The sequence below is a fragment of the Neobacillus sp. KR4-4 genome (assembly GCF_042136325.1).
Lineage (GTDB): Bacteria > Bacillota > Bacilli > Bacillales > Cytobacillaceae > Neobacillus.
The window spans coordinates 319,607-334,562 of sequence record NZ_JBHHJU010000001.1 but is presented as its reverse complement, the minus strand read 5'-3'; the positions used below and the strand labels follow the sequence as shown (position 1 = coordinate 334,562).

Annotated in this window: 14 protein-coding genes; 2 read left to right on the top strand and 12 right to left on the bottom strand. The window is 39.0% G+C overall.

The annotated features are described in order from the left end of the window. Positions 1 to 155: 155 nt before the first annotated feature. The 4 genes from ACE198_RS01595 to kduI form a co-directional block, all read right to left on the bottom strand. On the bottom strand, positions 156 to 1,106 hold the full coding sequence (locus ACE198_RS01595; RefSeq protein WP_251460983.1) for a sugar kinase: 951 nt from the start codon (positions 1,104 to 1,106) through the stop codon (positions 156 to 158). A gap of 57 nt (positions 1,107 to 1,163) precedes the next feature. After that, positions 1,164 to 2,156: a 2-keto-3-deoxygluconate transporter gene (kdgT, locus tag ACE198_RS01590; protein ID WP_375374469.1), complete on the bottom strand. Its 993-nt coding sequence runs from the start codon at positions 2,154 to 2,156 to the stop codon at positions 1,164 to 1,166. A 171-nt stretch (positions 2,157 to 2,327) separates the two neighbouring features. Further along, positions 2,328 to 3,104, bottom strand: a complete 777-nt coding sequence (kduD, locus tag ACE198_RS01585) for a 2-dehydro-3-deoxy-D-gluconate 5-dehydrogenase KduD (protein WP_375374468.1) — start codon at positions 3,102 to 3,104, stop codon at positions 2,328 to 2,330. A gap of 45 nt (positions 3,105 to 3,149) precedes the next feature. After that, positions 3,150 to 3,980, bottom strand: coding sequence for a 5-dehydro-4-deoxy-D-glucuronate isomerase (gene kduI / locus ACE198_RS01580; RefSeq protein WP_375374467.1), 831 nt, complete (start codon positions 3,978 to 3,980; stop codon positions 3,150 to 3,152). Positions 3,981 to 4,185: 205 nt separating this feature from the next. On the opposite strand from kduI, the gene ACE198_RS01575 reads away from it, so the two are divergent. Continuing rightward, a complete protein-coding gene (locus ACE198_RS01575) occupies positions 4,186 to 5,202 on the top strand; it encodes a S66 family peptidase (protein ID WP_375374466.1) in 1,017 nt (338 codons plus the stop codon). Between the two features lie 194 nt (positions 5,203 to 5,396). On the opposite strand, the gene ACE198_RS01570 is transcribed toward ACE198_RS01575, so the two are convergent. After that, positions 5,397 to 5,909 (bottom strand): hypothetical protein, encoded by a 513-nt coding sequence (locus ACE198_RS01570; RefSeq protein WP_375374465.1) that lies wholly within the window; start codon positions 5,907 to 5,909, stop codon positions 5,397 to 5,399. Positions 5,910 to 5,977: 68 nt separating this feature from the next. On the opposite strand from ACE198_RS01570, the gene ACE198_RS01565 reads away from it, so the two are divergent. Then, on the top strand, positions 5,978 to 6,457 hold the full coding sequence (locus tag ACE198_RS01565) for a GyrI-like domain-containing protein (protein ID WP_251460973.1): 480 nt from the start codon (positions 5,978 to 5,980) through the stop codon (positions 6,455 to 6,457). 480 nt (positions 6,458 to 6,937) lie between these two features. Here the strand turns inward: ACE198_RS01565 and ACE198_RS01560 are convergent, their stop codons facing one another. The 7 genes from ACE198_RS01560 to ACE198_RS01530 all read right to left on the bottom strand — a co-directional run bounded on the left by ACE198_RS01560 (position 6,938) and on the right by ACE198_RS01530 (position 14,896). Continuing rightward, on the bottom strand, positions 6,938 to 7,315 hold the full coding sequence (locus tag ACE198_RS01560; protein ID WP_251460971.1) for a VOC family protein: 378 nt from the start codon (positions 7,313 to 7,315) through the stop codon (positions 6,938 to 6,940). A gap of 149 nt (positions 7,316 to 7,464) precedes the next feature. Further along, complete coding sequence (locus tag ACE198_RS01555; protein WP_375374491.1) at positions 7,465 to 8,172, bottom strand: CAP domain-containing protein; 708 nt, start codon at positions 8,170 to 8,172, stop codon at positions 7,465 to 7,467. Between the two features lie 303 nt (positions 8,173 to 8,475). Beyond that, positions 8,476 to 9,447, bottom strand: a complete 972-nt coding sequence (locus ACE198_RS01550) for a 2-hydroxyacid dehydrogenase (RefSeq protein WP_375374464.1) — start codon at positions 9,445 to 9,447, stop codon at positions 8,476 to 8,478. 31 nt (positions 9,448 to 9,478) lie between these two features. Beyond that, complete coding sequence (locus ACE198_RS01545) at positions 9,479 to 10,636, bottom strand: ROK family protein (protein WP_375374463.1); 1,158 nt, start codon at positions 10,634 to 10,636, stop codon at positions 9,479 to 9,481. Between the two features lie 378 nt (positions 10,637 to 11,014). Continuing rightward, positions 11,015 to 12,262 (bottom strand): Ger(x)C family spore germination protein, encoded by a 1,248-nt coding sequence (locus ACE198_RS01540; protein ID WP_375374462.1) that lies wholly within the window; start codon positions 12,260 to 12,262, stop codon positions 11,015 to 11,017. Then, positions 12,237 to 13,346 (bottom strand): GerAB/ArcD/ProY family transporter, encoded by a 1,110-nt coding sequence (locus tag ACE198_RS01535; protein ID WP_251460964.1) that lies wholly within the window; start codon positions 13,344 to 13,346, stop codon positions 12,237 to 12,239. The genes ACE198_RS01540 and ACE198_RS01535 overlap by 26 nt, the downstream gene beginning before the upstream one ends. An 8-nt stretch (positions 13,347 to 13,354) precedes the next feature. After that, positions 13,355 to 14,896 carry a spore germination protein gene (locus ACE198_RS01530; protein ID WP_375374461.1) on the bottom strand — a complete coding sequence of 514 codons (1,542 nt, stop codon included), beginning with the start codon at positions 14,894 to 14,896 and terminating at the stop codon, positions 13,355 to 13,357. Positions 14,897 to 14,956: the final 60 nt, after the last annotated feature.

Here is a 14,956-nt window from a genome sequence, read left to right as displayed (position 1 = left end):
CGGGCGTGCCGGGGAGCCTCCTCGTCACTTTGCTCCTGCGAGGTCTCCCCTGCCCCGTACTCCCGCAGGAGTCTTCGTGCCTTCCACTCCAATCAACAAAGTGTCAAAATCAACATTAACCTCTAACACAGCCTTACCTTTAATATTCTCTTCTATTAAAGCTTCTCCAAGGATTCTTCAATAAAGGCTTCTAAGTTATCTCGATTCGGTAATCCATCGTTATCCCCAGGGGACATTACCGCAAGCGCACCGATAGCTGCTCCGCGTTTTACCGCTTCCTTCAAAGGCAAACATTCTAATATCCCGCTGACCACTCCAACGGCAAATCCGTCACCAGCACCTACCGTATCAACGACTTTCTTTACCGGAAAACCCTCGGTGTAGAATTGCTCACCTTGTGAGCTGGTGAACGCCCCTGCGGCCCCGAGCTTAATCACGACAGTTTTTACACCGGCGGCGTGATAATAAGCTGCTATCTCATGAACGTCTTCTTTTCCCGTTAACAGTTTCCCTTCCTCAATGCCTGGAAGAACAATGTCTGAACGGCAGGCCAAGTCGTTAATGACCCGAACCATTTCTTGTTTGTCTGCCCAAAGGCCCGGACGCAAGTTAGGATCATACGAAATTTGCACACCGCGCTCACGAGCCACCTTCAAGAGCTCATAAACCATCTCTCTACACCCTGCTGATAATGCGGGGGGAATACCCGTTAAATGAATATGGTCAAATCCATCCCAATTCAAATGAGCGATTGTTTCCAAGTTCATATGCGAAGCTGCTGAATTCTTTCGGGCTGAAAACACTTCTGGGTCACCGCTCACTACCTTTTCCTTCCACTGCATTCCAGTTAAATAGTCTGCGTGATACGTCACATATGTGGTATCAATCGCATTCTGCTTCAGAAATGTTTCAATATTTTTGCCAAACGGGTCCAGCCCTAATTGGGTAATATAGGTGACTTCATGCCCCAAGCGTGACATCCCAATCGAAAAGTTAACCTCTGCACCTGCCACAAAACGATCAAATCGATCAACAGTTTCTAGGGAACCCTCTTGGTCTGCTACAAATAGTGCCATCGGTTCTCCAACAGTCATAATTCTACTCATACGATCCTCCCCTTAATTGAAAGAGAGACATACATTATGTCTCCCTTGATTTACTTATCAAGCCGTGGCTTTATTTCCGCCCGGCATAACTGGTTCATTTTTTTTCTTTTTCATGTATTGCGACCAATAGGCCGTTAAAATTGGAACTAATATCGACGTTACGATAACAGACGCTGCACACAACGCCGTTGTAGATTGTGCAACTGGCAGAAATTCAGGTTTCATCGTAGCAATGATCATTGGATTGGCCACTGCAGCACCTGCTGTACTTGATGCCGCAAGTCCTGCCGTACCGTTTCCGCCACCGATAAACTTATCAGCAAGCATTAATGGAATGCCTGTGATAACGATTACAAGAAGACCCAATAAAATTCCTGCCAGACCTGTCTTCGCAATTACCGTCAAATCAATCGAGTTACCTAGAGCAAAACCAAAGAATGGAATCATGGTATGTGTCGCTTTACTGAAAAATTCACGGAAATCTTTATCCAAGTTACCAAGAATAAACCCTACTAAGAAAGGTAAGACAGCGCCTACAAATGCTTGTGGTTGGAATGCCGCCAACCCAGTTGAACCCAGAATTAACATGGTCACTAGTGGACCTGATTCAAGTGACATTAGGACAAACGCTCCGGCTTCTTCTTTACTGCCATACTGCTGCATAATGGAAGCATATAAGCCTCCGTTTGTCATATCCATGCACGCGATTAAAGCAAGAACAGAGAATCCTGCAAAAAAGCCAGTTTGAATCCCGCCATCTGGGATAAACATAGCAGCAACGATGGCAACGATCCATGCAACCGCTATCTTTGTTAACACAAGTGTTCCTGATTTCCGTAAAACCGTACCTGTTGCCTTAATATTGATTCCTGCACCCATGCAGAAAAACCAAACAGCTAGAATTGGTACAGTACCGGTCATTAACCCATTCGTAAATGAACCAAAATACTCACCAGACTTTGGTGCAAGCGTATGAATAATTGCACCTAAAAATAATGGAACCAGCATAAGACCACCAGGAATTTTTTCAATCGTCTTCATAATTTTCATAATGGCATATCATACCTTTCGGTTTATAATGGGTAATTTTTTTAGTAAAAAAGTGTCGAGACATGCTTGTTTTGTTCCTGAAACAAATCATGACAATCAAAGGCGGCTGGATTTAAACGATATTGACTTTGAACCGCCTCTGTCTTTAAATCACTAATTCCTTTTCCCGGCTTAACGGGCTAACCAACCACCGTCAACTGCTAGAATATGTCCATTCATATAATCGGAGGCTTTACTAGATAAGAAGACAACTACACCCATAAGATCTGACGGGTCAGCCCATCTTCCAGCTGGAATACGAGAGAGTATTTCTGCATTCCGACCCTCATCTGCACGAATTGGCGCTGTATTGGCTGTAGCAATATATCCTGGTGCAATCGCATTGATTTGGATATTGTAATGTCCTAATTCGTTAGCGAATGCCTTTGTAAGACCCGCAACCCCATGCTTACTTGCTGTGTATGGAGGAATAAATTTACCACCTTGGAAGGACAGCATTGAACCAATGTTGATAATTTTTCCGCTTTCTTGCTTAGCCATCACTCTAGCAACCTCTTGACTTAGAAAATAGACTGCGTTCAGGTTAATATCCATAACCGCATCCCAATCCTCTTGTTTGTAATCTAGTAATGGCGTACGACGGATGGTTCCTGCATTATTTACGAGAATATCTATTTTCCCATAGACGTTCAGACACTCATCTACGATATTTTTAATATTTTCTCTTACCGTTAAGTCTGCTTGATGAAAATGAACTGTGCGTCCAGTCTCTTCGATTAGAGCTCTAGTTTCATCCCAGTCTGTATTGTGGGAAACAACAAATAAATCTGCTCCCGCTTTCGCTAATGCAATCGCATAGCCTTGACCAAGTCCGGTATTTCCTCCTGTCACAATCGCAACCTTACCTGTTAATGAAAAAAAGTCTAGTGAAAAATCTCTTAAACTCATTAGTTAGCACCTCTTCTTTTTTGTCTTCTCATTGGCAGTTACAAGTTATCTCAGTTGATCCATGGTGACTTGATCCATATCGTTATAGGTTTTATTTTCTCCGGCCATTGCCCAGATAAAGATATAGTTACTTGTTGCATTGCCGCAATGAATCGACCATGGCGGTGAAATAACCGCTTGTTCGTTCTTCATTACCAGATGACGTGTTTCGGTTGGTTCCCCCATCATATGGAACATTCTTGCATTTTCGTCCAAATCAATATATAGATAGACTTCCATTCTGCGGTCATGTGTATGTGTTGGCATCGAATTCCATACGCTTCCCGTATTTAATTGCGTCAAGCCCATCACAACCTGGCAGCTTTGGATTCCTTCATTATGTATCATGCGGCGAATCACTCGATCGTTTGCATTTTCTAGTGACCCTAATCGGTCGCCTTCAATATCTTTAAAGGCTGCGTGTTGGACGGGATACTCTTTATGAGCTGGTGCAGAGAATAAATAATACTTCGCTGGGCTTACAGTGGATTCACTCGTGAACAGTAACTCTTTCTTTCCTAATCCAACATATAAGCAATCTTTGTTGTCCATTTGATATGTTTCGCCATCCACAGTGATCTTCCCGCTTCCACCGACATTGAAAATACCCACTTCTCTGCGCTCCAAGAAGTAATCAGCTTTGATTTGGTCATACCCCTCTAAAGAAATCGTCTCTCCCATCGGTGTGATGCCCCCAACGATGGCGCGGTCTTCCATCGTATATACAAGTTTGATTTCGCCTGGCACAAATAATTCTTCAATTAGATAGTGTTTGCGAAGTTCCTCGGTCGTAAATGTTTTTGCATGGTCTGGGTGTGTTGAGTACCTTGTTTCCACAATATCCACTTCCTTATATTTAATAGGTTTTCTCTTGAGTATTTTTTGTTCCACATCGTGGTACGATGTTTCATAATTTAATTATAGCGTTTTCATTTGCAAATGGCTAGTAGTAATTTGTCAAAATTGTGAATTTTAAATTTTAATGATTATTACCAGAACTTTTGGTAAAATCATGTAAAAGTATTTTTGGAGGATTTTTATTATGATTAACTACCCGCATTTAAAAAAGGGAGCTGCCATTGGAGTAACTGCACCGTCTTCAGGTGTGCCCGCACCACTACATGAAGTCATTAAACAAGCATGCTGCCGGATGGAGCAAAGAGGATTCAAGGTGGTTTGTGGAGAAACAACTTGGACTCAAGACAAAGCTAAATCAGCTCCAGCATTGATCCGTGCAGCTGAATTTAACTTAATGATGCAAAACAGTGATATTGACATTATCATTCCACCCTGGGGCGGAGAATTATTAATCGAGATTCTCGAACATATAGACTTTGAAAATATTAAAAACAAGTGGGTTCTGGGCTATTCCGATGTAAGTGCGCTTTTGCTTGCGATTACCTTGAAAACAGGTATAGCTACCGGTCATGGAACAAATCTCGTAGATTTAAGAGGAGAATTGATGGATGAAACGACCGCCATATGGGAGTCTGTTTTATCAACGAACATAGGTGAATCAATTACTCAGTTTTCCTCTGACCATTATCAGAAAGAATGGCAGCATGCTAATCCCTCACCCTGTGTCTTTCATTTAACCGAACAGACGGTTTGGAAAGTTGTCGGGAACCAACCTGTTAAGATCGAAGGGCGCTTGCTCGGCGGGTGTGTTGACATTATTAGGCATCTTATCGGGACACCATTCGGTGATGTAGAAGCTTTTAGAAAAAAACATATAAGCGGAGAGCCTGTTATTTGGTATTTAGAGAATTGTGAAATGAATACTGCTGATTTGCGGAGATCCTTAGTCCAAATGAAATTAGCTGGTTGGTTTGAAAACTGTTCAGGCCTAATGTTTGGACGGAGTGAAGCCAATAAGCCCGTTGAAAGCTATACGGTGGAAGATGTTTATCAAGACCTTGCTAATGAGCTTAAAATACCAATTATTTATGACATTGACTGCGGGCATCTCCCACCACAAATCACCTTCATTAATGGGGCTTATGCTGAAGTGGAAGTTGCCGCAGGTAAAGGTGCCGTTTTACAATTTTTCCGGCCGTAATTACAACAGTTGTCAGCATGACATTCGGACAGCCTTTTCCGATTTTTCGCTTCTCCTGTCCGAGTAACTGAAATACCTACTTTCCAATTTATAAAGTGGACCTTAGAAATGATACATAAAAGACCAAATCACCTGCGATTGATCTCTATTTAAAATGCTATTTGTATTTCTCAACAAATATGAAAGTAACTACTTTACTTGTATACCGGTTCCTTTTTCTTTACTAATTCATAGTAAAGGGCTGTGCATGTCTGAACCACCAAAAAAACGACCACTGAATACTTAATACTATAACCATGCTGATAATGAGTTAGTCCCATAAAGCCTGAGACTCTTTCCATTAGTAAGCCTACACAGCACCAACCGAGCACATATAATATAAATGTTTTCCTACTGATTTTAAATCTTTCATAAAAATAAATGAAAAAATAGCTGAAAGGTGCAAATAAAAAATAGCTAATCAAATCGAATAGTTCATATTTGTTGGAATCATTGACTTTATAATAATCAAGCAACCCTCCGCCGATCGTGAAATCAAACAAGGTAGAGCTTGCGAATCCCCACACTAAAAATAAAATGGTAATCGATGTAGGTAATTTTTTCGGAAATAGGAAAAATGCCAAATAGGCAACAGCCAGCATAATTAAGATATAGATCTCATTTTTCAGCAAAATGGGATAGGTTGAATCATTACAGCGGGCACGCAAAACACATCCCTAAACTGAAATCATATAATCGCCTGGCCATACAGGGTACATTGAAAGGAACGGAACCTATGAAATATAAGATTATTGAAAGAGATCGTTTTAAAGTTGTTGGAATCAAGCGCGAATTATCATGTGAGAATGGTGAGAACTTAACGGAGATCCCCAAAATGTGGGCTGATGTTCATACCGATGGAACGAACGATTTATTAATCAAGGTGAATAATGGGGAAATTAATGGCGTCCTTGGTGTATGTGCTGAAAAACGAGGCACTCAGGTGCAATTAATGGATTACTGGATTGCTACGGAACATACTGGTGAAACGCCTGAAGGTTTATTGAATCTTGAGATACCTGCTTCTAAATGGGCCGTATTTGAAGTTCACGGCGCAATGCCCGATGCTATACAAAAAGTGTGGCAACAAATATATAGCGAATGGTTCCCTTCCAGTCATTACAAGCATGCTGGCACACCTGATTTAGAAGTCTATTCCGCCGGAGATCCTTGGAGCCCTGATTACTACTCTGAAATCTGGATTCCTATAAAATAAAGAATATGTTTCTGATTAAACGTTTGGTTAGCTCTCCAAGCCAGGTATACCAAGGATTCCGGCGATTTGATCAGACGTTTGATTAGTCTTTAACCAAAAATTTACTAATGATTAATATTTAGTTCATATTTTATTAATAATATGGAGATATAGTATTTATTAGAGGGGATAGCACGCGTGGCTATCATGGTATTAGGCGTAGGCGGAGCCGATACCTTAGGAAGAGCTCCAGCTAAACAGTTGCTCCCTTAAATATGTAGTCTATTACTTCCTTATTTGTAAATACGAAAACTCAACGGGAGTGCACCTCTTCATAGAAGGAGGTGTGTTCTTTTTTATTAGCAAAGAAGAAGTTTATTCCATCAAACGTTTGATTAGTTAGTTCACCCCTACATAATGGATGACCACGTTTTAATCAAACGTTTGATTAGTTTTCAAAATGGCTCCGTTTGTTTGAATGAAACAAACATTCGTTGACTGTTAACTCTTTTCCTGAACGTCAGTGGGTTTTTCCCACAGTTCAATCCATCTGCCTTCAGGATCAGAAATCCAAATAAATGTTCCAAATTCACTTTGCTCCGGCTCCTTCAAAAGAGGAACCCCGCATTGGTTAAGATGCTCAAGACACTCAGCCATATTGTCAATTTGAAAATTCAACATAACAGATTGCTCTTGAGGAAAATATTCGTTATCCTCTGTAAAAAATGAAAAGGCTGTTTTATTCTCTGCTCCAGGAGTAATAATTGTCATATTCCAATCATTGTCCATAGGGATACCTAGAACGTCGTTATACCATTTTTTTAAAGTTTCTATATTTTTTGATCTCCAAAAGATGCCGCCAAATCCTAATACTTTCATTTTTCCACCCCTTAAATTTAAATACTATACCTTTTAATTTACCCCTTTAATAATTCAAGATTCATTCAACTAATTCCTGTCACTAAATGATTTTTATAGTTTAATACAAAAAAAGCTTGAGGATCATAATCCCCAAGCTCTCATATTCACTATTTACCAATAAACTCCTGTGTCCAATAGTTCCCCTGCGCAACATAACCTACACCAATATAATTGTAGTTCGGGCTGAGAATATTCTTACGGTGTCCTTCACTATTCATCCAAGCTTTGACTACTTCTTCAGGAGTTCGCTGGCCCTTGGCAATATTTTCACCTGCATAACGATAGGTAATCCCATACTTCTTCATCATATCAAATGGTGAACCGTATGTTGGGCTTGTATGGCTAAAGTAACCATTTGCAGACATATCACGTGATTTTTCATGAGCCATTTTGCTAAGTGTTACATCCACTTTAAGGGCCGGTAAGCCATTTTTAGCCCGTTCTTGATTGGTTAAATCAACTACTTTTTGCTCATAAGCACTTAAGGTACTTGTAGTTTGTGTAGTAGCTGTCTCGGTTGCCGGTTGTTGCTGCACAGACTGTGGAGCAGTTTGAGCAGGCTCCTTTGTTTCGACCGTTTGATTCGGTTGAGTTTGAGATGGCTGCTTTCCAGCATTTTGTGAAAATGAAACTCCTAAACTAGCAAGATATTTCTCCATGACACTAGTAAGCTCGTTCAAACTTGTCCCTTGGTATACATAGACTTTTTCCTGTACCGAAGGGCTATTAGTGGCAGCGTGGGCCTTATGTAAGACCGGATTTGACATCATTAATGCCGCTGCAGCTGCAACAGTAAGAATTGCTTTTTTCTTCATCATTGATTCTTCCTCCTATTTCGACAATTTGCCGTTTTTCCACAAATTCATCGTAACATATGATTTTTGTCATATTTAAGGAAGGATTTTACAACAGAATGGAAGATCCATTCTAGTAGAAACTTTATCTCAAGCTATCCTTATTCTTTAAGTCTCTTTCTCTATCAAGGTAAAACAGTTCTTTTTGCACCATTTCCAAATTAAGGAATAACTTCTAATAATTATAGTGAGAATTAATATTGACACCTCTTGCAAAGAGCACCCTTCTTAACAAATATTTCAAAAAGGTATCGTGTTTTACATTTATTTATTAAGAATAACCGGAGTAAGTGCTTCACTACCTGTTAAAACACCCAGCATATTATCCGCTGCCAAATGAGCCATCTTCATTCTAGTTTTTACACTTGCACTTCCAATGTGAGGCAGGGTTACCACATTCGGCAGCGTTAATAATGGATGATCCGTTGGTACGGGCTCTTGTTCAAACACATCCAGTCCGGCGCCCCAAATCTCTCCATTTTTCAATGAATGATATAATGCTTCTTCATCAACGATCCCCCCTCTTGCGGTATTGATCAGAATGGCTTCTTTTTTCATAAGCGACAATTCTTCTTTACCGATTAAGTGGTGGACTTCAGAACTGTATGGCAGCAGCAGGCACACAAAATCAGATTGCTGCAACAAGTCCTTCATTTCTCGGTAGTGAATCCCGAGCTTTTCCTCCGTTTCCCGTTTCCGTGTCCGATTATGATAAAGAATGTTCATATCAAAACCTTGCGCCCGCTTAACGAGAGCTTCGCCAATTCTGCCTAATCCAATAATCCCCAGGGTAGCTCCATAAATATCCTGTCCAGTCATTTGCATAAGGGACCAGGCGCCCCATTCCCCACTGCGTAAGTATTCAGATCCCTCGACGACTCTTCGTGCTGAAGCCATTAATAGGGCAAACGTTAAATCAGCGGTCGTTTCGGTTAAAACACCAGGCGTGTTGGTAACGACAATTCCCCTCTCCGTTGAGGCTTGAATATCGATATTATTATAGCCAACCGCAATGTTACTAATGACTTGTAACTGTTTCGCTTGATTTAGCACCTCTACATCAATCTTTTCTGTTAATAGACAGATCAGCCCGTCTACTTCTTCTATTTCTTTTAATAACACCTCCCGAGGAACCGGAACATTTTCTTCATGCCACATCTTCACATGAAATTGACTTGAGAGTTTATCAATAATTTCCCCGGGGAGTTTTCTCGTAATATAAATCGTTTTTTTCAAAAATACCTCCACCTTTCAGCATACACATGATTTAAGCTGTAAACATTTCTAAGAAATGTTCAATAACAAGCGAAGACATCCCTAGTGCGGGAGCATTTTTTCCTAAGGAAGAGAGCAATAGTTCCTGATTGTTGCTAAACATGTCATTACTCCTTGAGGAAATAGAGTTTCGAATCGAGTTCATAACCATAGGCAGGGCTTCAACTATGTCATTCCGGATAATAACTGCTTTCGGGTTAAATGTATTTATAATACTTGTTAATCCAATTCCAAGGTAGAAACCGAAGTTTTGTAATCCCATTAATATATCAGGATCATTTTGGTTAGCGCGATTAATTAGTTCCTGGCTGGAAGTGACGCGATTATTTTGTTGAAAAGGCTGCAGTAATGCTTTTTCGGAGGCGTATAATTCCCAGCACCCTTTGTTGCCGCAACTGCATTTGAGTCCGTTATAGTCGATGGTTAGATGACCCATTTCACCAGCGAACCCATTAACCCCTCGATATATATCATGATTAATGACAATACCAATTCCGATTCCCGTCCCGATGCTCACATAGATTAAGTTCTCGTAATTTTTAGCTGCCCCAAAGACTTTTTCTCCATAGGCACCGGCATTCGCTTCATTTTCAATAAAAACAGGTACTTGAAATTCCTTTTCGATATCAGCTTTTAAGTCTAGTTGATAATTCCAATCGATGTTCGGTGTGAAAATAACCTTTTGCTCTGTACTGACTAGACCAGGTACGCATACCCCAATACCAATCAAACCATAAGGAGATTCTGGGATTTGATTGCTAAGTTCCTTAATCATTGAAAATAATAAATCTTTGTTGGAATCAAGAGAAGGTTCCTTTAGATGATGGAATTGATTTGCGACGATGTTTCCTTTTAAATCTGTTAGAATTCCATTGATAGATTCAACGCCGATATCAATTCCGATGGAATAACCGGCATTTTTATTAAAAACAAGCATCACAGGCTTTCTTCCGCCGCTGGATTGCCCTTGTCCAATTTCAAAAATCAGTTTCTTTTCTATTAATGTATTAACTTGGGAAGATACAGTCGATTTATTTAATCCTGTTATTTCTGATAATCTTGCCCTCGAGATGGGAGAATTAGAAACAATTTCATTCAGTAATACCTTCTGGTTCATTTTCTTTACTAAGATTTGATCCGCGATCATCAAAAGTTTACACCCCGTTTGTATAATGCTTGAATTAAGCCACCATTTTATTCTGGTCATTTATTACTATTATAAATCAATTGTAAGTTAAATTACATTTCTATTGTAAAAAACTCTTGAATTAATATATTTAATTAGTTTATCCAAACAACAAACTAATTATTAATAAAAGGACTAATTATCCAGCCCTCGTGTTTGTTTTATTATTAGAAATTGAAATTAGTCTTAAATATTCGAGAAGAATGGCAGGATGATTAAGCAAAGACAAAGAAAAAATATGGCCATTGCACCTATTTTTTCTTTGTCCTTCCACATGGAAACGCCGAATCCTATGGTATAAACAATAATTAAAAATAGACTCATGTAAATAAATATTTTCAACTATGTCCCCACCCTTGGAGGTTTTTTTGTTCTTTTACCATAATCAATAATTTCAACATCTACTTTCACATGAATGTCCGCTTTCTGATATGATTTTCCCCAATTGAATTTTTTATATTCTTGAATCGTCCCAAAGTATTTTCGGGCATACATGGATAATGGATATGGTACACCTTTAAATTTTGTTTGTGTTTTTTTTAACAACTTTTCGTTCAGTGTTTCTATATGAGCAGCTATTTGTTTTTTTACGATTAGTTGATTTTTTTTCTCCGTATAGTTAACCATAGATGGGTTTGATATAATTTCTATCTTTAAAGGAATGGTTATAAAAATCTTTGGCCTTTGACCCTTTAAGTCCATCTTCACTTTATTATTTTCTGTTTTCATAATTCTTGCTGCAAACTGCAACTTGTCTTTTGAAAAAGGATCAGGTATATCAACCAATATATCTTGGATACTTGTTGAATCATCTAGAATATTAATATTGCGTGTTTCTTGACCGGTTAGCTTATTAATCATCACGCCATTCTTGAAGACAGCTGACCCAATAAACTGTGTAGCTCCCACTTCGCCTGTAGCATTCAATTGCCCTGCCATGTATTCATCTTCACTTCTTACCTCGGGATTCTTTTCCTTATTGGCTGTTGTGTACATCGCCAAATAGAAATCTGTCCCTCTTTCCAGCGTTTTAAAAAAACGAAAGAGGGTGGAATCTGGGATGAACCCATTATCAATTCCGTGATCAATCATGAATTGAAAGTATTTATGTGGTCTTGTTTCCATTTTCGGCCGATTACGTATAAAATACTCACTTGCATTTTCTTTAGATATGGCTAAATAGCAATCCAAGCGAATGTCTTTATCCTTTAAGATGTCGTAAAACTTCTTAATAAAATCTTTGTCATGTGCATATTCCTCGGAGACAACAATAATCTTTAATAGTTCATAACTAATATCCCGGGAGATTACGGAATTGCCTGTAGCCTTCGCCGCAATGAAATCATTGGCATCAAACGTGACAATTTCCCGCGGCTTTTCGGTTGACCCGCCACCGCCTTGAATACTGCCTACTTCCGCATTGGCTAATAACATGGTGACTTTGATTTTCCCTTCAACTTTGGAGCGATCTAATCCTAGTCCGATCACATAGGCTTTGTCTTCAATTTCTTGACGATCCCAACAACCTGTTAATAAACAAACAATGAGGAAAAACAACAATATTCTACATACTGCCTCTGTTTTTTTCATGTTTAAATTCTCCCTTTAGCAGTGCAGCCAGCCATAAAGTGATCGAAACAACCAAAAATGTAGGACCAATAGCACTTCTTAAAATCGGTTTCAGTTGGAGACTTATGTCATAAGGTGATTCCGGAATGGATCCAATCAATAAATAAATTGCTGCCAGTGCTGGAATGAGGAATTCAAAATTTTTAATTTTAAATAGTTGACCGAACATAAGTGCATTTATGTACAAAAATGCGGAAAAACGAATAAATGCCGCCATTAACCAAGTAACGAAAAATACAATTTCGATATTCGGAAAAAAAGTCCCAATTGAAATAAAACGAATCGCTGTGTGGAATGGATAACCAACTCCTCTTAAAGAGACATCAAACATACAAATGAAAATGATAATACCCACACTTAATTGGATGCTGACGTAAACTAAGGCAATCCACGTGCCTTTTCGAAAATCTTTGTATGAGGTGATAGACGGTATAATCAAGGCAAACAGAAAAAACTCAGAAAAAAGGGATAGATTTAGGGTGCTTTGCTTCAATATTTCAAGTTTTCCAGGACCCCAAATGGGGAATAGAGATTGAATACTGCTATCTTGAGTACTTATTACGAACGAAAGGAACAAGAAAACGACTGCATAGTAAACAACCAGATAGGCAACTGATCCGATATGCTGAATTCCCTTTTTCGCACCATATACACAAACGCCCATTAAGATGGCATAGATGATGACCATCGGTGTCCTATTAAAATAAAACGTCCTTATGATCGTTGTATACGTTCTTGAATCGAACGAAATGGAAAATACATTGATAATAAATATTAGAAAACAGACAAAAAACCCCAGATATTTTCCGAGTAACTTTTGAATAACAGAAAATAGATTTTTGTTTTGATACAACGACATGGTCTTTAGTAATAAAAAGAGCGGGATAAAGGAGATTGCGGCTGTTATGATCGGGATCATCCATGCTGCGTTTTGGACCTTTTGAAACAGCGCAGTCGGTGTGTCTTCAGTTACTTTGGCACCAACCATTAAAATGGCGATGGACAGATATTCACGGATCCCTATTTTTCCAGGTTGCTGCTTCATAGGTTTTTTTATCCCTTTCTTTGTTTGACAGTATCCTTTGGATTTAAATACCCTGGGCGAAACCTTTCTTTCATGGGGACATGACGAATAATTAAGTCTTTTGAAGAAATAAAATGCGGCGTCATGGGTGCAAAGTAAGGAACTCCAAATGATTTTAATGAAGCTAAATAAAAAAGTCCCGGTATAAATAGAGCAACTGCGCCATAAATCCCCATAAAGGTTGCCGCTAGAATAAATAAAAACCGCGATATGCGAATAGCAAAATTCATGCTCACATCACTGATAATAAAAGAGCTTAAGCCGCTTAAGGCAATAACAATGATGACAATCGGACTAATAATATTCGCTTGAACAGCAGCCTGTCCTAAAATTAATGCACCGACAATCCCAATCGTTGGACCAATAGGGGTTGGTACACGTAGTCCCGCTTCTCGAATGAGTTCAAAGGCGATTTCCATCATTAAGATTTCAACGGTCGATGGAAAAGGGACACGTTCCCTTGTCCCGGCAATGGCCATTAACAAATCAGGCGGAATCATCCCTACATGATAATTTGTAATCGCAATATATAAGGGCGAAGCAAACATGGCGACAAACAAAGCTTGAAATCGCAAAAACCTGATGAAATTCCCATAGGGTGTGCGTAGATAATGATCTTCCGGCGAATGAAACATTGCCCAAAAGGTAGCAGGCAGTACCAGACAACTTGAAGAATTTGTCATTAATAAAACGATGTGACCTTCCTCGATGAAGGAGCTCGCCCGGTCAGGACGTTCTGTATATAATATGGACGGAAATAATGATCTTGGGCGCTCTTCTAAGTATTGCTCTAAAATACTTAGATCAAGAATTCTATCCGTATCGAGAGAAGCTAACTTGTCTTTTATCGTTTGAAGCAATCCATCATTTACTAGGTCTTTTTCATAAACCAAAAATACATCGTTTCTGGATCGTTTCGAAATAACCTTTGCCTCAACAATAAGATTTTCATTTCTTATCTTTTTACGAAGCAAGGAAATATTATCCATTACCTTTTCGTTAAAAGCTTCCTTTGCCCCTTTTACAATCACTTCATTATCGGATTTCTCTATGGGACGGCCTGTAATTTTCGTCGTTTCAAATAGGTAGCATTGAGTATCGCCATCCACAAAGAGTGCAGTGACTCCACCTGTAATAAATTCCGTAATTTCCCCAATATTTGTTGCGGTTCTTTCACTTGGGTAGGAAGTAATGTTTTGAATCTTACCTGACGGCTGAACATTACCAATTAATTTTTCCATGATGCCTTCTTGAATGCTTTGTGCGTCGACCATTGTAGTTATGTAAATGATAAAAGCACGGAGGTTAAGTGAACCGATGGTAAACTCACGTACCTTGATATCGATATTCTTTGGTATACTGAAAATGGACTTAAATGTTGCTAAATTTTGATCGTAACTACTGCTAATATCTTGTTTTTTTAATTCAATTTCCTGTGTATTAGACTGTTCACTAAATTGTGGTTCTGGATTGAGCTTCTTAAAAAACTGCTTTAAGATTTTTTTGTTCAAAATGAACCACCCCCTAATTTTTATATTGTTTTCCATTTTTAAGGGTATTTATGTACAGAT

What these genes read in the sequence shown, in the direction of transcription:
- ACE198_RS01595 (WP_251460983.1), bottom strand. Translation starts at nt 1,106, where the DNA reads ATGAGTAGAATTATGACTGTTGGAGAACCGATGGCACTATTTGTAGCA.
- kdgT (WP_375374469.1), bottom strand. Translation starts at nt 2,156, where the DNA reads ATGAAAATTATGAAGACGATTGAAAAAATTCCTGGTGGTCTTATGCTG.
- kduD (WP_375374468.1), bottom strand. Translation starts at nt 3,104, where the DNA reads ATGAGTTTAAGAGATTTTTCACTAGACTTTTTTTCATTAACAGGTAAG.
- ACE198_RS01575 (WP_375374466.1), top strand. Translation starts at nt 4,186, where the DNA reads ATGATTAACTACCCGCATTTAAAAAAGGGAGCTGCCATTGGAGTAACT.
- ACE198_RS01565 (WP_251460973.1), top strand. Translation starts at nt 5,978, where the DNA reads ATGAAATATAAGATTATTGAAAGAGATCGTTTTAAAGTTGTTGGAATC.
- ACE198_RS01560 (WP_251460971.1), bottom strand. Translation starts at nt 7,315, where the DNA reads ATGAAAGTATTAGGATTTGGCGGCATCTTTTGGAGATCAAAAAATATA.
- ACE198_RS01555 (WP_375374491.1), bottom strand. Translation starts at nt 8,172, where the DNA reads ATGAAGAAAAAAGCAATTCTTACTGTTGCAGCTGCAGCGGCATTAATG.
- ACE198_RS01540 (WP_375374462.1), bottom strand. Translation starts at nt 12,262, where the DNA reads ATGAAAAAAACAGAGGCAGTATGTAGAATATTGTTGTTTTTCCTCATT.
- ACE198_RS01535 (WP_251460964.1), bottom strand. Translation starts at nt 13,346, where the DNA reads ATGAAGCAGCAACCTGGAAAAATAGGGATCCGTGAATATCTGTCCATC.